This window comes from Ancylomarina longa (assembly GCF_003996985.1).
GTDB classification, from domain to species: domain Bacteria; phylum Bacteroidota; class Bacteroidia; order Bacteroidales; family Marinifilaceae; genus Ancylomarina_A; species Ancylomarina_A longa.
This window is the reverse complement of sequence record NZ_RJJX01000009.1, coordinates 74,562-98,432: the sequence shown is the minus strand read 5'-3', so window position 1 is coordinate 98,432 and position 23,871 is coordinate 74,562. Positions and strand designations below refer to the sequence as shown.

Annotated in this window: 21 protein-coding genes and 3 tRNA genes; 17 read left to right on the top strand and 7 right to left on the bottom strand. The window is 35.4% G+C overall.

What is annotated here, in order from left to right; genetic code table 11:
* Nucleotides 1-21 precede the first annotated feature (21 nt).
* The 7 genes from DLK05_RS08580 (at nt 22) to DLK05_RS08550 (ending at nt 7,657) form a co-directional block, all read left to right on the top strand.
* Nucleotides 22-1,272, top strand: a complete 1,251-nt coding sequence (locus DLK05_RS08580; RefSeq protein WP_127343601.1) for an ABC transporter permease — start codon at nt 22-24, stop codon at nt 1,270-1,272.
* A 32-nt stretch (nt 1,273-1,304) separates the two neighbouring features.
* Nucleotides 1,305-2,426 (top strand): efflux RND transporter periplasmic adaptor subunit, encoded by a 1,122-nt coding sequence (locus DLK05_RS08575; RefSeq protein ID WP_127343600.1) that lies wholly within the window; start codon nt 1,305-1,307, stop codon nt 2,424-2,426.
* Between the two features lie 74 nt (nt 2,427-2,500).
* On the top strand, nt 2,501-3,862 hold the full coding sequence (locus DLK05_RS08570) for a TolC family protein (RefSeq protein WP_127343599.1): 1,362 nt from the start codon (nt 2,501-2,503) through the stop codon (nt 3,860-3,862).
* Nucleotides 3,863-4,092: 230 nt separating this feature from the next.
* Nucleotides 4,093-4,806: a tRNA (adenosine(37)-N6)-threonylcarbamoyltransferase complex dimerization subunit type 1 TsaB gene (gene tsaB / locus DLK05_RS08565; protein WP_127343598.1), complete on the top strand. Its 714-nt coding sequence runs from the start codon at nt 4,093-4,095 to the stop codon at nt 4,804-4,806.
* 18 nt (nt 4,807-4,824) lie between these two features.
* Nucleotides 4,825-5,604, top strand: a complete 780-nt coding sequence (locus DLK05_RS08560; RefSeq protein WP_127343597.1) for a DUF3108 domain-containing protein — start codon at nt 4,825-4,827, stop codon at nt 5,602-5,604.
* Nucleotides 5,605-5,741: 137 nt separating this feature from the next.
* Nucleotides 5,742-6,311 carry an elongation factor P gene (efp, locus tag DLK05_RS08555; RefSeq protein ID WP_127343596.1) on the top strand — a complete coding sequence of 190 codons (570 nt, stop codon included), beginning with the start codon at nt 5,742-5,744 and terminating at the stop codon, nt 6,309-6,311.
* 119 nt (nt 6,312-6,430) lie between these two features.
* The gene (locus DLK05_RS08550) at nt 6,431-7,657 is read left to right on the top strand and encodes a GAF domain-containing SpoIIE family protein phosphatase (RefSeq protein WP_127343595.1); all 1,227 of its coding nucleotides are present in this window, start codon (nt 6,431-6,433) and stop codon (nt 7,655-7,657) included.
* A gap of 53 nt (nt 7,658-7,710) precedes the next feature.
* Here DLK05_RS08550 and DLK05_RS08545 read toward each other — a convergent pair whose 3' ends face one another.
* The 4 genes from DLK05_RS08545 to DLK05_RS08530 all read right to left on the bottom strand — a co-directional run bounded on the left by DLK05_RS08545 (nt 7,711) and on the right by DLK05_RS08530 (nt 11,193).
* A complete protein-coding gene (locus DLK05_RS08545; RefSeq protein ID WP_127343594.1) occupies nt 7,711-8,157 on the bottom strand; it encodes a DUF4625 domain-containing protein in 447 nt (148 codons plus the stop codon).
* A gap of 77 nt (nt 8,158-8,234) precedes the next feature.
* Nucleotides 8,235-9,527: a tyrosine--tRNA ligase gene (gene tyrS, locus DLK05_RS08540; protein WP_127343593.1), complete on the bottom strand. Its 1,293-nt coding sequence runs from the start codon at nt 9,525-9,527 to the stop codon at nt 8,235-8,237.
* Between the two features lie 101 nt (nt 9,528-9,628).
* Nucleotides 9,629-10,651: a DUF3667 domain-containing protein gene (locus DLK05_RS08535; protein WP_127343592.1), complete on the bottom strand. Its 1,023-nt coding sequence runs from the start codon at nt 10,649-10,651 to the stop codon at nt 9,629-9,631.
* The gene (locus DLK05_RS08530) at nt 10,651-11,193 is read right to left on the bottom strand and encodes a CvpA family protein (RefSeq protein WP_127343591.1); all 543 of its coding nucleotides are present in this window, start codon (nt 11,191-11,193) and stop codon (nt 10,651-10,653) included. The genes DLK05_RS08535 and DLK05_RS08530 overlap by 1 nt, the downstream gene beginning before the upstream one ends.
* Before the next feature lie 132 nt (nt 11,194-11,325).
* Here DLK05_RS08530 and DLK05_RS08525 point away from each other — a divergent pair, with 132 nt between their 5' ends.
* The 4 genes from DLK05_RS08525 to DLK05_RS08510 all read left to right on the top strand — a co-directional run bounded on the left by DLK05_RS08525 (nt 11,326) and on the right by DLK05_RS08510 (nt 14,991).
* Complete coding sequence (locus tag DLK05_RS08525) at nt 11,326-12,837, top strand: GH3 auxin-responsive promoter family protein (RefSeq protein ID WP_127343590.1); 1,512 nt, start codon at nt 11,326-11,328, stop codon at nt 12,835-12,837.
* A gap of 39 nt (nt 12,838-12,876) precedes the next feature.
* Entirely contained in the window at nt 12,877-13,608 is a 732-nt protein-coding gene (locus tag DLK05_RS08520) for a hypothetical protein (RefSeq protein ID WP_127343589.1), read from the top strand.
* A gap of 98 nt (nt 13,609-13,706) precedes the next feature.
* Nucleotides 13,707-14,321, top strand: a complete 615-nt coding sequence (locus DLK05_RS08515; RefSeq protein ID WP_127343588.1) for a deoxynucleoside kinase — start codon at nt 13,707-13,709, stop codon at nt 14,319-14,321.
* 55 nt (nt 14,322-14,376) lie between these two features.
* Nucleotides 14,377-14,991: a deoxynucleoside kinase gene (locus tag DLK05_RS08510; RefSeq protein ID WP_127343587.1), complete on the top strand. Its 615-nt coding sequence runs from the start codon at nt 14,377-14,379 to the stop codon at nt 14,989-14,991.
* On the opposite strand, the gene DLK05_RS08505 is transcribed toward DLK05_RS08510, so the two are convergent.
* Nucleotides 14,988-15,692, bottom strand: coding sequence for an OmpW family outer membrane protein (locus DLK05_RS08505; RefSeq protein WP_209319796.1), 705 nt, complete (start codon nt 15,690-15,692; stop codon nt 14,988-14,990). The genes DLK05_RS08510 and DLK05_RS08505 overlap by 4 nt on opposite strands.
* A gap of 147 nt (nt 15,693-15,839) precedes the next feature.
* On the bottom strand, nt 15,840-17,030 hold the full coding sequence (gene kbl / locus DLK05_RS08500; RefSeq protein ID WP_127343585.1) for a glycine C-acetyltransferase: 1,191 nt from the start codon (nt 17,028-17,030) through the stop codon (nt 15,840-15,842).
* A 375-nt stretch (nt 17,031-17,405) separates the two neighbouring features.
* Here kbl and DLK05_RS08495 point away from each other — a divergent pair.
* From DLK05_RS08495 to DLK05_RS08470, 6 genes are all read left to right on the top strand, one after another.
* A tRNA-Asn gene (locus tag DLK05_RS08495) sits at nt 17,406-17,482 on the top strand.
* 43 nt (nt 17,483-17,525) lie between these two features.
* Nucleotides 17,526-17,599: transfer RNA gene (locus tag DLK05_RS08490), tRNA-Asn, on the top strand.
* 45 nt (nt 17,600-17,644) lie between these two features.
* Nucleotides 17,645-17,718 (top strand) — tRNA-Asn (locus DLK05_RS08485).
* Nucleotides 17,719-17,813: 95 nt separating this feature from the next.
* Nucleotides 17,814-18,557, top strand: coding sequence for a phosphatase PAP2 family protein (locus DLK05_RS08480; protein ID WP_127343584.1), 744 nt, complete (start codon nt 17,814-17,816; stop codon nt 18,555-18,557).
* 39 nt (nt 18,558-18,596) lie between these two features.
* Nucleotides 18,597-20,030 carry an MFS transporter gene (locus tag DLK05_RS08475; protein WP_127343583.1) on the top strand — a complete coding sequence of 478 codons (1,434 nt, stop codon included), beginning with the start codon at nt 18,597-18,599 and terminating at the stop codon, nt 20,028-20,030.
* A 224-nt stretch (nt 20,031-20,254) separates the two neighbouring features.
* Nucleotides 20,255-21,991: an endonuclease gene (locus DLK05_RS08470; protein ID WP_127343582.1), complete on the top strand. Its 1,737-nt coding sequence runs from the start codon at nt 20,255-20,257 to the stop codon at nt 21,989-21,991.
* Between the two features lie 180 nt (nt 21,992-22,171).
* Here the strand turns inward: DLK05_RS08470 and DLK05_RS08465 are convergent, their stop codons facing one another.
* A complete protein-coding gene (locus DLK05_RS08465; RefSeq protein WP_127343581.1) occupies nt 22,172-23,782 on the bottom strand; it encodes a SulP family inorganic anion transporter in 1,611 nt (536 codons plus the stop codon).
* Nucleotides 23,783-23,871 lie beyond the last annotated feature (89 nt).

Here is a 23,871-nt window from a genome sequence, read left to right as displayed (position 1 = left end):
TAAAAATTAAACGATTAGAACATGTTCGATTTGGATAAATGGCAAGAAATAACTGCCGCACTTAAAAAGAATAAATTGAGAACCATCCTTACTGGGCTTGGTGTGATGTTCGGAATTCTGATTCTGGTAACATTGCTGGGGATTGGGAGAGGTTTCCAAAATAATATCAAATCTTCGCTGGGTAATTTTGCTACCAATTCTACTGTTTTTTGGACAGCAAGAACTACTCAGGCTTATAAAGGATTTCCCCGAAACAGAAGCTATCAGTTTACTAACGAAGATTTAATCGCATTAAAACAATCCATTCCTGAGTTGGAACATATTGCTCCGGATATTAATGGATGGAGTGGAAATGCAGACAACAATACCTTCCGAAAAGATAAAAAGGGAAGTTTTAGGATTAAAGGTACTTCTCCAGCTATGAATATGGTTAACCCTGTAAAAGTTCTCTCCGGAAGATTTATCAATGAAAATGATTTAAAAGAATTTAGAAAAGTAATTGCGATTGGTCCCAGAGTTACAGAGCTCATGTTTGACAAGGATGAAGATCCCATAGGTCAATATTTAAAAGTTAATGGAATCTATTTCAAAGTCATTGGAACAATAAAACCTTTGAGTCAAAACTTTGGAAATAGGGATGATGTGATTCAGATGCCATATACTTCACTACAGCAAATATATAATATGGGCGATAAGTTCAATGTTTTTCTTGCTACGGCAAAGGTTGGAGAATCTGTCGCCGATTTAGAAAATAAAATATTTGAAATTCTTGCCCGAAGACATTCAATTAATCCCAAGGATTCTCAGGCAATTGGGCACTTTAATATTGCAAAGATATTCAACAAGATTTTTGGGCTTTTCAATAGTATCGGATTCTTGTTTTGGGTAATTGGCTTTGGGGTATTAATCACAGGAGTTATCGGTGTGAGCAATATCATGAATGTTGTGGTGAAAGAAAGAACTAAAGAATTAGGGATAAAAAGAGCCATCGGTGCCAAACCGTCCGCAGTAGTAGGTCAGATTATCAATGAATCGGTATTTCTAACCACATTTGCAGGTTTTTGGGGATTGGTACTAGGAGTTATCATTGTGGAGATCATTGGGAAAATGACCGAAGGAAGCCCTAATCCTCAAATATTAAATCCTTACGTTGATATTAATGTTGCATTTATCGCATTAGGTGTTTTAATCTTTTTTGGTGTTTTAGCCGGATTACTTCCTGCACTAAGAGCCATTAAAATAAAACCCGTTGATGCATTGAGATACGAATAAAAATAGTTCATAATCCGAAAATAATACTAGTCATGAAAAAAGTTTTTAGAATTGTTTTGGTTGTTTTTTTTATCGGCATTTTTTTAGGAACCATCTACTTCCTTTATAAAAAGTCGCAGGATAAACCAGTAATTTACAATACCAAATCTCCTGAAATTACAGATATAATTAAAAAAACTGTTGCAACAGGATCTGTAGTACCCAGAAAAGAAATTGAGATTAAGCCTCAGGGAGTTTCCGGTATCATAGAAACCCTCTTCGTAGAAGCAGGGCAGATGATAAAAAAAGGTGATCCAATCGCCAAGATTAAGATTATTCCGGATATGATTAATCTGAACAGTGCAGAATCAAGAGTGAATGTTGCTCAAATTAATTTCGAGGATGCTCAAATTAATTACAATCGAGATAAAGAGTTATACGATAAAAGAGTAATCTCGGAATCGGATTTTCAAAAAACCCAATTATCATTCCGGAATTCTAAGGAAGAGTTACAATCCGCGAAGGACAACCTGCAACTGATAAAAGAAGGAGTAACCAAAAGCTCAGCCAATGCCACAAACACAATTATTCGATCGACTATTGAGGGTATGATTTTGGATATTCCTGTAAAAGAAGGAAATTCAGTAATTCAAAGTAACACCTTTAATGATGGTACTACCGTAGCTATTGTTGCCGATATGGGAGAAATGATTTTCCAGGGTAAAGTGGATGAAACAGAAGTTGGGAAAATTACCCAAGGAATGAATCTAAAACTAACTATTGGTGCCATCGAAGATGTGAAGTTTGATGCTCATCTAGAGTATATATCACCTAAAGGTGTGGAAGAAAATGGCGCTATACAATTTGAAATAAAAGCTTCGGTTCAACTGAATTCTAAATACTTTATACGTTCCGGATACAGTGCCAATGCAGAAATTGTGCTCGACAAAAGAGAAAAAGTTTTAGCCGTAAATGAAAGCTTATTAGAATTTAAGAATGATTCAACTTTTGTAGAGGTAGAAACTGAACCACAAAAATTTGAGAAGCGCTATATCAAAACCGGTTTGTCTGATGGAATCAATATTGAAGTATTGGATGGAATCTCTAAGGATGATAAATTAAGAGGTGAGAAAAAATCAAAAATTGATATCGTAAAAGAAAAAACGGAATCATAGCAATTTGGATATCAGGATTAATACTGATTTTATTAGTAATAAAAAATTCTTCACCTGATCAAAAGAATCAAAATATGAAAAAAATATTATTCCCGCTTATGGCATTAGCTCTATCCATATTCAGTGTTCACGCACAGGAGAAATGGACCTTAGAGAAATGCATTACTTATGCAAAAGAACACAATATTGATCTCCAATTAAGGAAGATGGATGCAGAAATACAAGCAAACAATACAAAACAGTCGAAATTCAATCTACTGCCGACACTTAATGGTAGTACAAATTATAATTTCAGCTATGGCCGTACACTTCGATCGGATAATACCTATGGCAATATCAATACAGAGAGTGGTTCGATAGGAGTTTCTACTAACCTCACTCTTTTTAACGGATTTCAAAAATGGAACTCAGTAAAACAAAATGAGTTGGATTTGGCTGCCTCTCTACAAGATGTAGAAAAAGCCAAAGAAGATTTAGCACTAAATATCACTTCTTATTATTTGGATATTTTATTCAATAAAGAACTTTTACAAGTTGCTCAGGAAAAACTTAAAGTTACTCAACTCCAGATTGAACGAACAAAAGTTTTGGTTGAAGCAGGAACACTTCCTAAAGGGACTTTAATGGAACAAAAAGCACAGGCAGCCAGAGATGAACTTGATGTTGTTACTAATTCTAATTCTTTAGATTTGGCAATACTTAACCTGGCACAACTCTTAGACTTGGAAAATACAAGTGATTTTGATATTACAAGTCCTGACTTACCAGTCCTTAATGCAAGTCGTTCTATGCTTAGTCCCGAATCTGTTTTCATTAATGCATTAGAGTTTCGCCCGGAAATGAAAGCTGCCAAACTTAGATTGGAAAGTTCAGAAAAAGGTTTAATCATAGCTAAAGGTCAACGCACTCCTACCCTAAGCATGTCAGGATATTGGGGATCTAGTTATTCTAAAGACTTTCCTGAATTCGGATTGGATGCTAATGGTGTGAGCACAATAATACGAAGGGAGATGAAACTTGGTGATCAGCTATCCAATCGTGAAAATAAAGCATTTGGCTTTAATCTTAGTATTCCCATTTTTAATGGTGGTATAGTGAATAGAAATATTAGCAATGCAAAAATTAATATTGAACGTTCTAAACTGGATATGCAAAATTCAAAAAATGCTTTGCGGAAAGATATTCAGCAGGCTCATGCAAATGCATTAGCAGCGATGAAAAAGTATTTCTCCAGTGAATCTGCAGTTTCCTCAACAGAAGAAGCATTTCGATATACCGAAGAAAAATTTAATTTGGGATTGGTAAATTCTGTTGATTACAATCAGGAAAAAAACAATCTATTCGAAGCAAAATCAAATTTATTGCAAGCAAAATACGAGTATATTTTCAGAACCAAAATTCTCGATTTTTACAATGGAATAGAAATAAAATTATAGTCTGGTTTTAATTTTATAAGTAGTTCAAACTCCTGTCCAAACATTTGGTCAGGAGTTTTTTTGCAAAATTACATTCTGACTAACCTACTACCAAGCCATCATTCTCAAGAAAATAATCGTTCTTTCGCTAAATTTTATCAAAAAATGGGATCCTTGGCATTAATTTGATTTAAAATGAATCGCAGTTGGCATTTTATCCTTTATTTTGCAATAATTTAAAAAGTTAAAACATGGCTCTAATTTTAAATATCGAAACATCTACTGCTGTATGCTCCATCTCTTTAGGAAAAGACGGTAAACTTCTTGCCTTAAAAGAAAATAAAGAAGGAATGAAACATGCCAGTCATTTGAGTGTTTTCATCCAAAATATATTAAAAGAAAATGATTTACTTCCAACGAATTTAGACGGAGTAGCTATCAGTATGGGACCGGGATCCTACACTGGCCTTAGAATTGGGGTTTCTACTGCAAAAGGAATATGTTTCGGAGCTAATTTGCCACTTATGGCTATAAGTACATTACAAATAATGGCTTTAACCGTTATTCAAAATCCATCAATTCTTTCGACGATAAAGAATAAACAGAATGCATATTTCTGTCCCATGATTGATGCCCGTCGGATGGAAGTATACACAGCATTTTACAATATTAAAAATGAAATCATTAATGATATTACTGCATCCATAATTGATGCAGATTCGTATGCAAAAGAACTTTTAGAACGCGAAATTGTTTTCTTTGGTGATGGAGCACAAAAATGTACAGAAGTTATTGACAGTAAAAATGGCATCTTTATTGATAATATATATCCGTCTGCATCAGGAATGGTTGAAATATCAGAACAGAAATTCCAAGGTAAGCAATTTGAAGATGTTGCCTATTTCGAACCATTTTATTTAAAGGATTTTGTTGCAACTACCCCTAAAAAGAATATCTTTAAATAGAAACAAAAAACGCTGCGTATGATCAAGTATACTCTTTCAATAATTTTAATGCTTTTCCTGGGATTTAACATTTTAGGCGAAAACCCTGCTAAGAAAAGAGAAAAGGGAGAGTACTTGCGATATGTAATTCATTATGGATTTGTTCGCGGTGGCAAAGCATCCCTCAAACTGAAGCCTGAAAAATATGGCACATCAGAAATTTATCATGCGACCCTTACAGGTAAAACTGTTGGTTTATTTAATTCCTTATATCGCGTAAAAGACACCTACGAGAGTTATATCAGTAAGAAGACTCTATTGCCAATAAAGGCTATTCGGGATATTCGGGAAGGAAACTACAAGAGATATAATGAAGTACTTTTTGATAGGGGAAAAAATCAAATTAAGAGTCAGCGTACGGGAGTTAAAGATGTTCCTGTAGGTATTCATGATATTCTTTCAGCCTTTTATTTTGCAAGAGCACATCATTTTAATTCCGATTTAAAAATTGGGGAAATAATCAAAATACAAACCTATTTTTCTGACGAGGAATTCCTTCTTCAGTTTCGCTTTATGGGATACGAAAATGTGGATAGCAAAATTGGTGAGGTGAGATGTTATAAATTTATTCCAATAGTAAAAACGGGAAGAGCATTTAAAGATGAAGACGATATGACGATTTGGATCTCAGCAGATTCAAATAAGATTCCTGTTCGGGTTCAATTTGATTTATTCCTAGGATCACTCAGATGTGATCTAATTAACTTTTCTAATTTTTCTACAAAAACTCTTCTGAACAATAAAGAATCGACTAATTAGCACTAGCCTTCTTATTTAAACAAAGGCATTTAATATTTTAGAATATTAATTGTTTCTCTTACTTTTGCAAAGCAAAAAGAGTTTTAGAGCTCTGACAAATAATTTTTTAGACACTCAAAAATTAATTTCAAAATATCATGGCATCTACTGCAGATTTTAGAAATGGACTTTGTATTCATTTCAAAGGTGATTTATATACCATCACTCAATTTCAACATGTAAAACCGGGTAAAGGTCCTGCTTTTGTAAGAACTAAATTAAAAAATGTAAAAACAGGTAAAACAATTGATAACACCTTTAACTCGGGAGTAAAAATTGACATAGCTCGTATTGAAAGACGTCCTCATCAATTTTTATATAAGGATGATATGGGCTATAATTTAATGCATACAGAAACTTATGAGCAAATTGCATTACCTGAAGAACTATTTAATGCTCCTGATTTATTAAAAGAAGGAGATAACGTAGAAGCTGTTTTTCATGCAGATACCGAAACACCATTGTATGTTGAACTTCCTGCTCACGTAACAATGGAAATTACCTACACAGAACCAGGAATTAGAGGAGATACCTCTTCAACTTCCTCCTTAAAAGCAGCTACTGTTGAAACCGGAGCTACTATAATGGTGCCTCTTTTTATCAATACAGGAGATAAAATTAAAATTGACACTCGCACTCACGCATATGTAGAACGCGTAAAAGCTTAATTTTACGAAACTCATCATATAAAAAGGATTCTTCATGGAATCCTTTTTTTTATTATACGTCCTCGATTGTCTTATGAGTCGATAATTATTAAATTAGCGTAAACCTTAATCCCGCTATCGTGATCAAACAACAATCTGTTAATAGTAGATTTAAACTAAATCTTATCCTAAAAATTACGCAGGCGATCAACGAGAATCTTTCCATTGAAGAATTATTAAAACAATATGAGCAGATTCTATTTGAGGAATTGAAGATCGGGAAAATTGCTGTTTTTAAATTTAACACTTCTTGGGATCAGCTTTTAGTTTCAGGCATTTCTCCTGATATCATAAACCAAATTCAAATAGAACAACATTTAAGTAATTTTACTGAAATAACTTATATATCCAGAGATCTTCCGGAAATTCTTTGGGTCTTTGATTTTCTAATTCCAGTTTTCCACAAGAATTCGATGCTGGCATATGTACTAATTGGCGATATCGATGAAGAGATGGAAGGAATGAGTCCTGCTATCAAACACCTAAGCTTTATACAGACCATTACCAACATTATAATTGTTGCCATGGAAAATAAGCGCATGTATAAGCAATTATTGATTCAGGAAGCTTTTAAAAAAGAAATGGAACTTGCTTCTAAAATTCAAAGTTTATTGATACCAAATCAAAATACTTTGCCTCAAAATCAATACATTAGTACTCGCGGATATTATCAGCCCCATTATGAAATTGGTGGTGATTATTACGATTTTATTAATTTCAACGATAAGGAACTTGGGTTCTGTATTGGTGATGTATCTGGAAAAGGAATTCCTGCCGCACTAATCATGTCTAATTTTCAAGCCACACTTCGGGCATTATTTCGTCCCGACATTCCTCTGGATAAATTAATGCATACCTTAAATCAAAAGGTTTGTGAAAACTCCAGTAGTGATAAATTTCTCACTTTTTTCATAGGAGTATACAATTATACTACTCGAAAATTAAAATATATAAACGCCAGCCATCACCCTCCGATTTTATATAACTATAAAACACTAAAAATAGATTACCTTAAAAAAGGCTGCATAGGATTAGGTATGCTTGATGAAATTCCAGCAATCACTATTGGAGAAATGGTAATCTCAGATCATTCCAAATTACTTTGCTTTACGGATGGACTGGTAGAATTAGAACATGGGGACCAAATGGAAGTTGGGAATCAAATTTTAACCAGACTATTTGGAACTCCCAAAAATATCTCAGACACTTTTTCAGACTTAATTCATCATATTGATATAGGTAAAAAGAACAAAGCTGTTATTGATGATATTTCCCTATTCGGAATAGAATTCAATTCTATCACATAAAAAAAAGGATTGACAAGTCAATCCTTTTTCTATATAACAATAACAGTTCTGTATTATTCTATTTCAAAATCAACATTCTTACTCACGCTATTACTAGTCCCATCTTTAACAGTTACAGAGACTTTGTAACTTCCAGGGGTAGCATTATCAGTTGTTGCAATATCAAAATTAATCGTTTGATTTGTTCCGGAAATAGTTGGTAAATTATTACCATCAGCATCCTTGTCTGCAATACTGTTGAATGAAAATTCCTGAACAGTTTTAACTGATTTTACACCATCATAAGCAACTGTCACATTATAAGAAGCTAAAGCAACATTATCTTTTGCAGTAAAATCGATGTTTAAATTTGCACCAGCAGCTAATTTTTGGCTTGCAGTTGGCTTGTTTATTGTAAGTGTAGGGGCAATCTCATCTACTTTCTCACCTCCGCCACCGCCACCACAACTCATTAAAACTACAGAGAACAGAACGATAAGGACAAACTTCAATGTTTTCATAGATTTTATTTTTCGTTTTTGATTTGGTTATAATTCATTTGCATATTATCACTTAAAATTAAACGATAAGCATCAAATTAACAAGCAACAATAAGGAAATAATTCTTTTTGCCTTTTTGAACCAGAAAATACTTGTCTGCTATCAAATGTTCCTGAGTTACAATAAGTCCTTCATTTTGACTCTTTTCCTTATTAATGCTAATTGCATTCCCTTTAAACAATCGGCGTAATTCTCCTTTTGATGGAAACACATCTGTTTTTACTGCCAAAAGTTCCAGAATATCGACACCCTTCTCAAATTCAGATTTACTTACCTGATATTGTGGCACTCCTTCAAAAACCGACAAAAAAGTATTTTCATCTAATTTTCGCAACACCTCAGCAGTAGATTTTCCAAATAATATTTGCGAAGCTTCAACAGCAATATTGTAATCTTCTTCTGAATGTACCATTGTTGTAACTTCTTTCGCCAATCGTTGTTGCAACTTTCGTAGATGTGGTGCTTCTTTATGTTCTTCCACTAAATTTGCAATTTCTTCTTTTGAAAGCAGTGTGAAAATTTTAATATATTTTTCCGCATCTTCATCGGAAGTATTCAGCCAAAACTGATAAAATTTATATGGCGAAGTTCTCTTAGCATCTAACCATATATTTCCGGATTCTGTTTTTCCAAACTTCCCTCCATCAGCCTTTGTGATTAAAGGACAGGTGATTGCCCATGCAGTACCGCCCTCTTTTCTTCTGATTAACTCCGTACCTGTAGTGATATTTCCCCACTGATCGGATCCGCCCATCTGAAGTTTACAGTTTTTAGAACGATAAAGCTCTAAAAAGTCTGTTCCCTGAACCAGCTGATAAGTAAATTCAGTAAACGACATTCCTGATTTTGAATCGGCACTCAATCTCTTTTTCACAGAATCCTTACTCATCATGTAGTTTACTGTGATATGCTTACCAATATCACGAATAAAATCCAAAAAAGAAAAGTCTTTCATCCAATCGTAATTATTCACCATCTCTGCTGCATTAGCAGCATCAGAATCAAAATCCATAAATTTTGAAAGCTGTGCTCTCAGGCATTCCTGATTGTGGCGAAGCGTGCTTTCATCTAACAAATTTCTCTCCTGCGATTTCCCGGATGGATCTCCAATCATTCCTGTAGCTCCACCAACCAAAACGATTGGCTTATGGCCTGCAACCTGAAAATGTTTCAACATCATCACACCAACCATATGACCAATATGTAAAGAATCTGCTGTTGGGTCAATCCCTACATACGCAGAAGTTAATTCTTTTTCCAGTTGTTCTTCTATTCCTGGCATCATATCGTGTATCATGCCTCGCCATTGGAGTTCCTCAATAAAATTCATTCTTCTAATTTTTTCCTGATATTGTTCTAATTATCAATTTTCTAATTTGAAGGTCAAAGATAAGCATTTTAGTATTTCATGATAGCTGTAAAAAAGATCAATTATACAGCTAAAGAAATCAGACTATAGAAAATCCCTGAAATCAGCATTATATTATAGATAAAGGAGAGAATAAAAAACTTAAATATCGTTTTTATCCAGGATTGCCGATAATAAAATTTCATCGCCAAAAGTAATTGAAAAGGAATAAGCAGATAAAGATAAAATGCAAAATCATGCAGCATTTCTATTCCTGTCATAATTAACAGCTCACTTATAATTACAATAATGAAGATAAAAGAATGAAAATTTAATGATATCAGTAAGTGTTCTATTAAATAATACTTTCGCCTAATATAGAGTAAGGCTAAGAATAAAGCAAAAAGCGGTAAAATTAACAATAATGTTTGAGATAGCTTTTTGAAGGCAGTATCCATCATCAGGCTTGGATTCAAACGCCACATATTAATCAGCCTTTTTATATTGCTATTTTGCAATTCATTGCCGAAGACTTCAATTTTTCTTTTACTCGATTGATTCTTCACCAAAGAGTCCGAAGTCGAACTCAACTTCAATAATTCTTTTTGATTCTCTTTGGTAGCAATGGAATCCGCCAAAGAATTTCCCGAAGTTGTCTCTTTTTCATTCGAAAAATCATCAAGCATGGATAATAGATCCACAGTGTTGCCCTTCTCGTTCTCAAATGTTAAATTTTTTGCAGCATCCATTTCTAGTTTGTGATTATGTGCTAAGAGCAAGAAAGCAAAAAATGTAAGGAACAAATACAGTCGAAATGGTGGTGTGTACTTTGCTCTTCTTCCCCGCATAAATTCCTTGGTAAGGTATCCCGGACGAATCAAAAGCGGAATAGTCGTACGCACAAATTTGTTATCAATAGAAAGTGCATCGCTTACAGAATCGCCAAGAACACTCCAAAATGGACGATGAAAATCTTTTACAGACTGGCCACAATTAGTGCAAAATTTTCCATTAACAGGATGTTCACAATTCGGACAAAATCCCTCAAAATGAAAAGATTTTCTACGTGGGAGTTTTTGAATATACTTCTTTAGGGTTTGTTTCATTATACTTCTACGGGTAATGTATCTTTCACTTTTTCTTTAATTTTATCTTTGGCACTTGCAAAATCAGAATCGAAAAGATCAAACAATGTTGTAGAAATTGTCTGCATTGGTTCGTAAAGCAAACTCTCCGATTTCTTTTCTTCCGAAATAAAATTGAATTTTTTATCGACGTAATCGACTAAATGGACTATAATACTTAATATTATAATACCCTTTAACAAGCCAAACAATACTCCCAACAATCGGTTTACAATTCCCAGTGCCACCGCTTCTACCAATGAATTCAGTAATTTTCCTAATAAATTTACTACCACAACTATCAATAGGAAGGTGATTACAAACGATATATAACCCATGTATTGCGAATTATAATCAAATTTTTCTTTTATAAATTCTGCAGTAAAATCGGAGAAATGAATCGCACCATATATACCCAGAATCAAAGCAAGAAGCGTAGCCACTTCAATGATTAATCCCTTGGTGAATCCTTTATAAATTGCATACAATAATGGAAGTCCAATTAAAATATCGAGAATATTCATAAATAAATAGTTTCTAATTAACAATGCTCCTCAAATATAGAAAAAATCAACATAATTACAGTATTTAATATCCATAAGAGCAGGGAAAGCAATTAAAAAATCTTTATATTTAAAACAGTAAAACTGATGACCATGGCTTTAATCAACTCTCTTGTTAGCTGGCTAAATACCAAAAGACTCTCGCAGATCGATTTTTTTAAAAATCATCCGATTGATACTCAGCGAGAAATCCTCAATCAACTTCTTGGGCATGCTGAAAATACGGAATGGGGAAAAAAGTACGATTTTAAATCGATTCAATCTCTCGCTACATTTCAGGAAAGACTTCCGGTTCAAAGCTATGAAGATATACAAGATTCTATCGGTAGGCTAAGAAAAGGAGAGCAAAATATCTTCTGGCCTTCAGAAATAAAATGGTTTGCTAAATCCTCAGGAACAACCAATTCCAAAAGCAAGTTCATACCTGTAAGTAAAGAAGCTCTGGAGGATTGTCACTTTCGGGGTGGAAAAGATATTTTGGCCATTTACACCTCCCTTTTTCCTGAAACCGGAATTTTTCGTGGCAAAGGTTTAACGCTTGGTGGATCTCATCAGATAAACAACGTTAAAAACGACTCATATTATGGAGATTTATCTGCAATACTAATTCAGAACTTACCTTTCTGGGCCGATTTTATTCGCACCCCTGATACCTCTATTGTATTAATGGATGAATGGGAAGAGAAATTGGAAAAGATGACTGAGGCAACCTTGAACGAGAATGTAACAAGTCTATCGGGTGTTCCCTCATGGTTTTTAGTATTACTTAAGAATATCCTAAAGGTATCGGGAAAAAGCAATATTCATGAAATTTGGCCGAACTTAGAGCTTTTTGTTCATGGAGGAGTTAACTTCACTCCTTACAGAGCACAATTCAAAGAAATGCTTCCCTCCGCTCAAATGAACTATCTGGAAACCTACAATGCTTCAGAGGGATTTTTTGGAATTCAAGACAATCCTTTAGACGATTCTATGCTGTTAATGTTAGATTATGGTATTTACTATGAATTTATTAAGCTGGAAGATTTGAATAAGGAATACCCGAAAACCATTAGTCTGGAAGATATCGAACTTCATAAAAACTATGCTCTTTTAATTACTACAAATGGAGGTTTATGGCGTTACCTAATTGGAGATACTATCTATTTCACTTCTAAAAAACCATTCAAATTTAAAATATCCGGTAGGACAAAGCTTTTTATAAATGCATTTGGTGAGGAATTAATTATTGATAATGCGGAAAAAGCTATGCAAATTGCATGTGATAAAACGCATGCAATTATTAAGGATTATACCGCCGCGCCCATCTTTATGGATAAAAATCAAAAAGGAGCGCACCAATGGTTAATTGAATTTGAAAATCCACCTCAAAATATTGATGAATTTAATTTTGTATTAGACAATGCTTTGATGAGCTTGAATTCGGACTATGAAGCAAAACGATATAAAAATATTACTCTGGAAAAACCACATATAACCATTGCAAAAGCAGGATTATTTTATTCCTGGTTGAAACGAAAAGGTAAATTGGGAGGACAAAATAAAGTTCCCAGACTTTCTAATAATCGCGAATTAATCGAAGAACTTTTGACTGAAAACCATTAATTTACCATGCACCTATTTCTAATTTTTATAAATCTCTTGTTGCAACAGAATCAAGTTGATCTAAATTATGCTCATGATTTTTTTGAAGTCGATCACTTTGGCTACATCTATGTTGTAAATAATTCGGAAATTGTGAAATTTGATTCTAAGGGTCGTCAAATATGCTCTTTTGCAAACTCCTCTTTGGGAACTATTTCCTCCGTAGATGTTTCCGATCCTTTGCGAATTCTCCTGTTTTACAAGAATTTTAATCAAATCCTTTTTTTAGATCGAAACCTTTCAAAAATTGGAACAGAAATCGATTTATATGACTTTTCGGATAATGAAACAGAACAGGTTTGTAGCTCACAAAAAGGAGGATTTTGGATATACAATTCAAATGAGAATCAAGCTTTTCATATTTCGGCAAAAGGAGGAATTATAAGTGAAAGCCTCCTTGTAAATTCAATTTATGATGCGCTTCCCGTGCGAAAAATAAAGGAATATAATAGCAATCTATTTTTATTTTCTGGAAATCAGGATGTTATTAAACTTGACCAAAACGGACAATTTCTCGCTAAAATTCATTTACCAGACAAACACAATATTTCCTTCTATAAAAATACTTTTCAATATCAAAAAAACAGTGCTGTCTACGAATATAATGCCAAATCCCAATCGGATTCATTATTATACAAAATCCCAACAGGATTCATCAAGGCCATTTTATTTCGTGACAAAATTTATCTTTCTAATGAAAAATCAATATCAATAAGAAATATAAGTTTCTGATTAAAAACCTGCTGCAATATCACTTTATATTTCTCAATGGATTTCCCAAAAAATATTCTTAATTTTAGTTGCATTTATCTATAAAAGTAAACATAAATATGCATATTGCAGTTGCAGGTAACATCGGTGCTGGCAAAACTACTCTTGCGGGATTACTAGCAAAGCATTACGGATGGGAAGCTCATTTCGAAGATGTTGACGAAAACCCTTACCTAAATGATTTTTACGAAGACATGAAGCGTTGGTCATTTGCCTTACAAATTCATTTTTTGAATAGCCGTTTTAATCAGGTATTGGCACTTCGCAAATCAGGTAAAAATATTATTCAGGATCGTACCATTTATGAGGATGCCTATATTTTCGCGCCTAATTTGGAATCGATGAGTTTAATGCCAAAAAGAGATTTTGATAATTATTTCTCTCTTTTTAATATCATGAGTCCTTTAATTCAACCACCGGATTTACTGATTTATTTGCGAGCCTCCATTCCTACTTTGGTAAAACACATACAAGAACGAGGTCGCGATTACGAAGAAACAATCCGCTTGGACTACTTGAAACGATTAAATGAAAGATACGAGGCTTGGATCGGAGGATATAATCTTGGCAAGCTCTTAATTATTGATGTAGATGATATTGATTTTCTACAAAACCCCAAACATCTAAGTGAGGTGATTAATAAAATTGATGCCCAACTTCACGGATTATTTTAATTTTTTTTGTTGATTTATCGATCGGCTCTCATTGCCGACAAAATAATATTCGATTATGCATATCGCAATCGCCGGTAATATAGGCTCTGGAAAAACAACGTTGACAGAGCTACTCGCAAAACAATATGGCTGGGAAGCCCATTTTGAAGATGTGGATGAAAATCCCTACTTAAATGATTTCTATGATGAAATGCAGAGATGGTCATTTAATCTTCAAATTTATTTTCTGAAAAGCCGATTCAATCAGATCATGGAGATTCGTAATTCTGGAAAACATGTAGTTCAGGATCGAACTATTTTTGAGGATGCGATGATTTTTGCACCTAACCTTTACGACATGGGACTTATGTCGGAAAGAGATTTCAAGAATTATTGTAACCTATTCGAATTGATGAGCTCCATGGTTCAGGCACCTGATTTATTAATCTACTTAAGATCATCTGTTCCTACCCTAGTGAACCAAATTCAAATGAGAGGTCGCCAATATGAAGAAACTATTCGGCTGGATTATTTAAAGAACCTTAACGACAGATACGAAAATTGGGTGAAAGACTACAAACACGGAAACTTACTGATAGTGGATGCAGACAATATTGATTTTCTAAAAAACCCGGCAGACTTAAATAATATTGTTGATAAAGTAGAAGCTAAAATTCATGGCCTTTTCTAAAAACGATAAAACAAACCAACAGATACTGTGATCGTAGATATTTTGGTAAAGCCCATGGCATAATTTTCAACTATATATTTATTTTCATAGCCTTCCGCTGTATTTGTGAATGTTTGGTTAACACTTCTGAATTTCGCAAAATTTGGGATATAAGTATAGCGAGTACTAATATCCAAGGCTAGTTGCTTGTTAAGGTTATATAAAAATCCCAAAGAAGGCATTAAGCCAACTTTATTTTCACTGATCTTATATTTCAAAGATGGATTTCCATTGAAGGGATAGGCTTCCGTGCTAAAAGAATTAAATCTCACTTTATTTTTATAGAAAAAATATCCAAAACCTAAGCTCGCATAAGGTCTGAAATCCCGATCCCAGGCTTTAAAAAAATAGGTTCCGGTAAGCACAAGAGGAACTAATTCGTAGGTAACATTATTCTTACCAATATTGGCTCCGTTCCAAAATTCATCATCCTGACCTAAATTCTGGTAACCGACCTCCATTCCAACCGCTATTTGCTCATTCATGAACCATTTTCCTGAAATGCTCAAATCCAATCCTGCTTTAGAGACATCTGCAAACTTTCCTATTGGCAAAACAGCTCCAGTATTTATTCCCCAGATATAATTATCGTGTCGGTGCAATTGTGCCGATGCTGTTCCTATCAAAAAAAAGGTAAAAAGAATAATACTAAGGCGTTTCATATGAATTTTAATAAAATAACTTTCAAGCAATGTAAAATAGTCAAATAAATTATGGATTGCCACTCCATGATTTTCAAACCATAATTTTTTAAACGGAAAAAAACCGGAAACCATTAGTGTTTCCGGCTCTGTTATATAGAAATGATATTACTCAATCACTTTTAATTCTTTACCAATTTTAATGAAAGCTGCTAATGCTTTATCCAAATGCTCTCTACTATGAGCTGCTGATAATTGAATTCTAATTCTGGCTTGTCCTTTTGGTACTACAGGATAATAGAATCCAATAACATAAATTCCTTCTTCCAAAAGCTTGGCTGCAAATTGCTGCGAAAGAACTGCATCATACAACATCAAGGCATTGATTGCCGAATCGGAAGGTTTCACATCAAAACCTGCTTCCAATAACCCCTTACGGAAATAATTTGCATTACCAATTACCTTATCGCGTAATTCCGTTGATTCACTAAGCATATCAATTACTGATATGGAAGCACCAACAATTACAGGAGAAAGAGAATTGGAAAACAAGTACGGACGTGATCTCTGACGAAGCATTTCGATAATCTCTACTTTTCCTGTAGTAAATCCACCTAATGCACCACCCAATGCTTTTCCTAATGTACTGGTAATAATATCCACACGATCCATACATTTGTGATATTCGTGGGTGCCGCGTCCTGTTTGTCCAATAAATCCGGAGGCATGACTATCATCAACCATTACCAAAGCATCGTACTTATCAGCTAAATCGCATATTTCATTCAATCTCGCAATGTCTCCATCCATTGAAAATACGCCATCGGTAACGATAATTCTGAAACGCTGCGCCTGAGAAATTTTCAATTGAGCTTCCAAATCAGCCATATCGGCATGTTTGTAGCGATAACGAGCTGCTTTACACAAACGAACACCATCAATAATCGAAGCATGATTCAATTCATCAGAAATTACAGCATCATCTTTACCAAATAAAGGCTCAAAAACACCACCATTGGCATCAAAAGCAGCCGCATATAAAATAGTATCTTCCATCCCGAAGAATTTAGCAATCTTTTGCTCCAATTCTTTATGAATATCAGTAGTTCCACAAATAAAACGAACCGAGGACATTCCGTAACCATGAGTTTCCAAAGCTTTCTTAGCTCCTTCAATTACTCTCGGATGAGACGATAAGCCTAAATAATTATTGGCACAAAAGTTTAAAACAGTCTCACCAGTATTCACCTTTATTTCTGCTCCCTGAGGACTCGTAATGATCCTTTCGCTTTTGTACAAACCGGCATCTTTAATGGATTGTATTTCCTCTGCCAAATAGTCTTTGAATTTTCCGTACATGAGTATTTGTTGTTTTGATCTGTTAGTGTAATATTTATTTACCTCCCAAAATTACAATAAATTTTTTCTTGTCGAGATTTCAAAAACTGTTTTTTATCCGACTTACTATCGTAAAAACGATCTAAGCTTATTCTTCAAGCTCTATTTTTTCCAACTTTGCTTCATTCCTCTCTTCTTAACCATGCAGGTTGAATTACAATCAGATAACAAAACTGCATTTGCACAGGTGTACAAAATTCATATCAAAACGTATTTTTTTGAAAAAATATTCAGGCAGATGTTGTATTATTGAACAAATCCTATTAGTTTTGCATCGCAATTTTCCTCTAGAACGTACGCTAAATGTACAATTCAGAAGAAAATCAGGAGTTATACTCCTCCTTAGCTCAGTTGGTTAGAGCACCTGACTGTTAATCAGGGGGTCCTAGGTTCAAGTCCTAGAGGGGGAGCCAAAAACCAGCCTAAGTGGTTGTAAAATAAGATTAGGAGTTATACTCCTCCTTAGCTCAGTTGGTTAGAGCACCTGACTGTTAATCAGGGGGTCCTAGGTTCAAGTCCTAGAGGGGGAGCAAAAACCATCCTAAATGGTTGTAAAATAAGATTAGGAATTTAATTCCTCCTTAGCTCAGTTGGTTAGAGCACCTGACTGTTAATCAGGGGGTCCTAGGTTCAAGTCCTAGAGGGGGAGCAGAAAAGCCATCCATTACGGGTGGCTTTTTTCATTTTAGCCCTACTCCATCCAAAATTTCTTCTATTTTTGTTGGAATTCTAAACTTATCCTTCGTGAAACATTCTTCTATTAAAGCAGTCTTAGTTGTATTACTAGTGCTTCCGCTTAGCGTTTTTAGTCAGCTAAAAACTGATACTATCTCAAACACAAAACCAACAAAACACAAATTAAATCCCGGATTAGGAAAAGAAGTATTTAGTGCAAAGCACCTAATTATATTTGGTGGATTATTAGGCTCCTCCTTTTTATTAGACGAATGGACACATGACAAAATTCAATCGAATCAATCTCCTTTCCTGAAACATTACACCAACTTCGCCAATGAATTGGGAGAGAAAAAGATTATGGGTTCGGCAACCTTTGCCACCTGGCTTATTGGTAAAGCGATTAAAAATGACAGACTTTCCAATACGGCTCTCAACTCGGCAAAAGCTCTGATAATAGGTGCAATGCTTACCGAAGGAATTAAAAATGTAAGCGGAAGATCCAGACCCTACCTAAACCGAGGCAGCATGCATTTCCATGCTTTTGACAACGAAAGTGATGGAGCCAAATCCATGCCCTCAGGACACTCCTTTGTTGCCTGGTCGATAATCACTCCTTTTGCCGAAGAATATAGCAAATGGTTATATGCTGTTCCAATATCGGTGAGCTTTGCCAGAATGTATCGAAATAAGCATTGGCTATCAGATGTTGTTTTAGGCGGAGGAATTGGCTACTTTGCAGGGCTTTATTTTCAAAAAAGAAAAAATCAAAGAGTGATATTCAGCGGTAATGGTATCACCATCAAATTTTAAGCAAGCAATTCATTTTATACAACTATAAATCTCAACAACATGAGCATTGCAAGCGTTTTTAAAAAATTCCCCCGTACTTTTTGGGTGGCTAACACGATAGAACTTTTTGAAAGATGGGCCTGGTATGGCTTTTTCATGCTATTTGCCAACTACCTAACCGGATCATCAGATGCCGGAGGTTTGGAATTTACCCAAGCACAAAAAGGAATTATCATGGGAGTTGGTACCGGAATTTTGTATTTCCTACCCGTAATTACAGGTTCTATCGCCGACAAATATGGATACAGAAAAGTACTGTATATTGCCTTTACTGTCTACATATCCGCATTTATTTTACTGCCAATGGCCGACACTTTTACTGGAGTGTTCGCAATGTACCTATATCTAGCCTTGGGAGCTGCCTTGTTTAAACCTATCATATCGGCCACCATTGCGAAAACTACTACTGACGAAACTTCTTCAATCGGATTTGGAATTTTTTATATGATGGTAAACATTGGTGCCTTTTTTGGTCCTATGATAACCTTATTATACAAAAACTCCTCCTACAATTTAGTGTTTTACATCTCGGCTGGAATTATTGCCTTAAACTTTATTCTTTTACTATTCTACAAAGAACCAAACCGACAAGTAAACGAGGATTCTCTGACAACCTCCTTAAGCAAAGTATTTAAAAATATTGGCCTGGTTTTGAAGGACTTCAAATTTATGCTGTTCCTACTAATTGTTGCAGGTTTCTGGACCATGTACAATCAGTTGTTTTTTACGCTTCCTGTATTTATTGCCCAGTGGGTTGACACCAGTGTGGTTTACTCATTTTTTCATACTTACATCCCATTTATCAGTGAAAACTATAGTGCTCATAACGGACAAATGGAAGCCGAATTCATCACTAATTTCGATGCTTTATTCATCATTATTTTCCAGATTATCGTTTCTACCATTGTAATGAAATGGAAACCACTTCGTACCATGATGTCAGGCTTTTTGGTTTGTGCCATCGGTATGTCTTTAACCTTATTTTCGCAAAACGTTCTGTTTACTTTTGCAGCCATCTATATTTTTGCCATTGGTGAAATGGCCGGATCACCAAAAATTACAGAATACATCGGTCGAATTGCTCCTTCCGATAAAAAAGCTCTTTATATGGGATATTCCTTTATTCCTGTCTTTCTGGGTAATGTTTTTGCCGGTATCATTTCAGGTAACGTGTATCAAAGTATGTCGGACAAAACCGAATTTGTAAAACATGAAGTGATGAAAAGAGGTCTCGAAATTTCAGAAGGCCTTTCTCAGAACGAATACTTTAATCAGGCAGCAAAGGCTATGAATATGAATCCCCGGGAACTTACCAATTATCTGTGGAGCTCCTACCATCCTTCCCGGATATGGTATATTATTTTAGCAATCGGACTTTTTGCAGTTGTTGCACTCTTTTTCTACGACAAGCTTCTGATGAACAAAAAAGCATAGAAAATTGAAATAAGAATACCCTATCCCACTTCGGTGGGATTTTTTTTGCTCCTTTATCAAAATATCTGCGAAAGCTAAGGTTGTGTGCCGATTATTTCATAATTTGCCACCAGATTTTACGACTGCATTTGTCACTTTTCTTGTGAATTGTCGTAACACTTTACAACCGCACAACCATTTTTATGCTACTCAACCCTTGTAATTAACACGTTAAGGCATATTATATGATTAGATCTCTACGCTTAAAATTTTTATCTGTATTAACAGTTTTATTGGCATTTGGATTTTCGTCCTGGGCTCAAAGCTCTATTGATACGTATTACCAAAATGCAACAGGCAAAACCGGAAATGAATTAAAAACCAGTTTGCACACCATCATTCGACCTCACACCGAGCTTCCTTATACCTCCTCCGACTTTGATGTTTGGGATGCATTGGATGCTGCCGATGAGGATCCGAACAATCCCGATAATGTAATCCTGATTTATACAGGAAGAAGCGATGCCAAAACACATCACGATACTGGTTCTGGTGATCAGGATGCATGGAATCGCGAACATATTTGGGCTAAATCGCATGGTAATTTTGGAACTACCCCAGGTGCAGGTACCGACATCCACCACCTTCGTGCCTGCGACCGCAGTGTGAACACCGACCGCAGCAACTTGTTTTACGACAATGGAGGAACGCCAAATAGCGAAGCTACCGAATGTAAATCAGACAGTGACTCGTGGGAACCTCGCGATGCTGTAAAAGGGGACATTGCCAGAATGATTTTTTATATGGCTGTTTGCTACGAAGGCGATAATGGCGATCCCGATCTGGAATTAACCAACGACATGAGCTACAGTAAAGATAAATATACCGAACCTTATTTTGGTAAGCTGTCTACCCTACTGCAATGGAACGAGCAAGATCCTGTTGATGATACCGAAAGAGCACGCAACGAAAAGGTTTATACAATCCAGAATAATCGTAATCCTTTTATCGATCATCCGGAATGGGTGAACGAAATCTGGACTGGCGATGCCGTAGATGTCACCAGTCCTACAGTAACAGAATTTAGCCCGGCAAACGGAGCGGATGGAGTTTCTCTTACTGCAAATCTGGTTCTTACCTTTTCGGAAGAAGTAAAGGAAGGTACTGGCAATATCACAATCAAGAGAGATGCGGATGATACTGTATTTGAAAGCTATGACGTAAGCAATGTTCGTGTTAATTTTAGCAACAATACCGTTTTGATTAATCCGGAAGCTAAATTTGAAGAAGGCACAAAATACTATGCTATTGTTGATCAAGGTGCTATTATTGATGCTGCCTCGAATGTATACGAAGGAATAGCAGATAAGACTACCTGGTCTTTCACCACTACCTACATTCCTCCTGCTTTGGTGTCTTTTTCGCCAGAGGACGACAGCGATAATGTTTCGCTCGATACCGATTTGGAAATCACCTTCGATAAGGAAGTAATAGCCGGGAATGGTAGTATATTAGTTTTTAACGGTGATAATAAGGTAATGGAGATATTGGCATCGGATGCATCAGTTACTTACAATAGTGAACAAGTTACCATTGATCTTCCTAACGATTTAGAAACCGCTACCGAATACAATATTCAAATTGATAACAATGCCTTTGTTAGCGATATGGGTGCGGCATTCGAAGGAATAAGCGATGCCACCACTTGGTCTTTTACAACTGAAAATCCAACAGGAATTGAGGATTTATACGCTGAAGGAATCCCTTCTTTTTATCCAAATCCTGCAACTACCGAAATTCATCTTACGGATATGAGTGAGGTAGAATCCTTACACATCTCTAATCTTACCGGACGAAATATTATTGAAGTAAAAGCTCCGGTAAGCCAGATTTCGCTTAGCAATCTGCCACGAGGAATGTACTTTATCACTTTCATTTCGAAAAATGGTAATAAAATCACCAAAAAGTTATTAAAACAATAATAATAGTAAAATACAATTGAAAGGCTGATTCCTTATGGATTTCAGCCTTTTTTTATGCTCTTGCTTAGGTTCCATAAGTGGATACAGTCCTCTTGAGAATCCTGAAAAAAAACACCTCCTTCAATGCACGAAGGAGGTGAAAAAAAAGCATGAGAATCGAATTCCCATAGCAAATATCTACTATTCGATTTTCATTTTATCAGTAACCACATAATATCTTGGATCGTCAATATCACGAATGATAACTGTTTTTAAATGATCATCAGCACGTTGAAGTAGCTTGATGCAATCCTCACTAAGATGTTTTAGTTTAATAACTTTCCCTTCAGATTCATATTTCTGTACCAAATTTCGAATAGCTTCAATTCCGGAGTGATCCGATACACGAGATTCAATAAAGTCTATTTCCACAGAGACAGGATCGTTCTCGACATCAAATTTATTACTAAAGGTTGTAATGGATCCAAAGAACAAAGGACCCCAAATTTCATATATCTTAGTTCCGTCAGATCGGAAAGTTTTTCGAGCTCGAATCCTACGTGCATTTTCCCACGAAAATACCAAAGCACTAACAATAACTCCCACTAAAACGGCTATGGCTAAATCAAAAACCACGGTTAGGCCAGATACCAAAATCAAAACGAAAGCATCCGATTTGGGAATTTTATGCAAAATGCCAAAGCTAGACCATGCAAAGGTTCCAATAACTACCATAAACATTACCCCAACCAATGCAGCTATAGGTACCATTTCGATAAATGGAGCAGCAAACAAAACAAATATCAGTAAGGTAATTGCCGCAACCACACCAGATAATCTTCCTCTGCCACCCGAATTTACATTAATCAGGGATTGACCAATCATAGCGCATCCACCCATGCCACCAAAAAATCCGGTAACGATATTTGCAGCACCCTGAGCCATACATTCACGATTTCCATTTCCACGGCTTTTGGTAATTTCATCCAATAAATTTAAAGTCATCAATGATTCTATTAATCCAATAGCAGCTAAAATAGCAGCATAGGGAAGAATAAATTTAATGCTGCTCCAGTTGAGTGGAATCATATGGAACAATTGAGTTTGAAAACTTGGCAGACCCCCTTTTAGTCCGGTGCCACCACCATCTCTAATAAATGAACCTACCGTGCTCACATCCAGTTGACCAAAAATAACAATGGCAGATACAACTAAGATTCCAGTTAAGGCTGCTGGAATTTTTGTAGTTAATTTGGGAAGGAAGTACATGATTGCCATCGTTAATCCTACCAAACCTATCATCGTATAAAGTTTTGAGTCGTGTAAAAAGGTAGAAGCCCCTCCTATGTTTTCGGTAAACATACTTAATTGCGATAGAAAAATTACAATCGCCAAACCATTTACAAAACCCATCATTACAGGATGTGGAATTAATCGAACAAATTTACCAAAGCGGAAAACTCCAGCCAAAAACTGAATAGCACCGGCTAAAATAATAGTAGCGAATAAATAGTTTAAACCCATATTCTCAACAGGAATTGCCATGCTCATTCCCATTTGGTTGCCTTCCTTAACCAGACTCACCAACACCACTGCCATTGATCCTGTTGCACCGGAAATCATACCCGGACGACCACCAAATACTGAAGTGATTAATCCAATCATAAAGGCAGCATACAAACCGACTAATGGATCAACACCTGCCACAAAGGAAAATGCAACTGCTTCGGGAACCAAAGCCAAAGCCACTGTTAGTCCGGATAATATATCATCTTTTGAATTCACTGCTTTCTTCTTGAAATAATCTACCATAGAGTGTTTTTAAATTAATAAAGGCGGCAAAAGTAGACTTTTCACTTTCAAGGCTTACATTTTTTGAGGGAGTAAATTTTTCTATTTGA

Excerpts from the sequence above, each read along its gene's own strand:
- DLK05_RS08580 (WP_127343601.1), top strand. The coding sequence starts at position 22 with ATGTTCGATTTGGATAAATGGCAAGAAATAACTGCCGCACTTAAAAAG.
- DLK05_RS08575 (WP_127343600.1), top strand. The coding sequence starts at position 1,305 with ATGAAAAAAGTTTTTAGAATTGTTTTGGTTGTTTTTTTTATCGGCATT.
- DLK05_RS08570 (WP_127343599.1), top strand. The coding sequence starts at position 2,501 with ATGAAAAAAATATTATTCCCGCTTATGGCATTAGCTCTATCCATATTC.
- tyrS (WP_127343593.1), bottom strand. The coding sequence starts at position 9,527 with ATGAATTTTATTGAGGAACTCCAATGGCGAGGCATGATACACGATATG.
- tsaB (WP_127343598.1), top strand. The coding sequence starts at position 4,093 with ATGGCTCTAATTTTAAATATCGAAACATCTACTGCTGTATGCTCCATC.
- DLK05_RS08530 (WP_127343591.1), bottom strand. The coding sequence starts at position 11,193 with ATGAATATTCTCGATATTTTAATTGGACTTCCATTATTGTATGCAATT.
- DLK05_RS08470 (WP_127343582.1), top strand. The coding sequence starts at position 20,255 with ATGATTAGATCTCTACGCTTAAAATTTTTATCTGTATTAACAGTTTTA.
- DLK05_RS08515 (WP_127343588.1), top strand. The coding sequence starts at position 13,707 with ATGCATATTGCAGTTGCAGGTAACATCGGTGCTGGCAAAACTACTCTT.
- efp (WP_127343596.1), top strand. The coding sequence starts at position 5,742 with ATGGCATCTACTGCAGATTTTAGAAATGGACTTTGTATTCATTTCAAA.
- DLK05_RS08475 (WP_127343583.1), top strand. The coding sequence starts at position 18,597 with ATGAGCATTGCAAGCGTTTTTAAAAAATTCCCCCGTACTTTTTGGGTG.
- DLK05_RS08465 (WP_127343581.1), bottom strand. The coding sequence starts at position 23,782 with ATGGTAGATTATTTCAAGAAGAAAGCAGTGAATTCAAAAGATGATATA.
- DLK05_RS08545 (WP_127343594.1), bottom strand. The coding sequence starts at position 8,157 with ATGAAAACATTGAAGTTTGTCCTTATCGTTCTGTTCTCTGTAGTTTTA.
- DLK05_RS08525 (WP_127343590.1), top strand. The coding sequence starts at position 11,326 with ATGGCTTTAATCAACTCTCTTGTTAGCTGGCTAAATACCAAAAGACTC.
- DLK05_RS08505 (WP_209319796.1), bottom strand. The coding sequence starts at position 15,692 with ATGAAACGCCTTAGTATTATTCTTTTTACCTTTTTTTTGATAGGAACA.
- DLK05_RS08535 (WP_127343592.1), bottom strand. The coding sequence starts at position 10,651 with ATGAAACAAACCCTAAAGAAGTATATTCAAAAACTCCCACGTAGAAAA.
- DLK05_RS08510 (WP_127343587.1), top strand. The coding sequence starts at position 14,377 with ATGCATATCGCAATCGCCGGTAATATAGGCTCTGGAAAAACAACGTTG.
- DLK05_RS08560 (WP_127343597.1), top strand. The coding sequence starts at position 4,825 with ATGATCAAGTATACTCTTTCAATAATTTTAATGCTTTTCCTGGGATTT.
- kbl (WP_127343585.1), bottom strand. The coding sequence starts at position 17,030 with ATGTACGGAAAATTCAAAGACTATTTGGCAGAGGAAATACAATCCATT.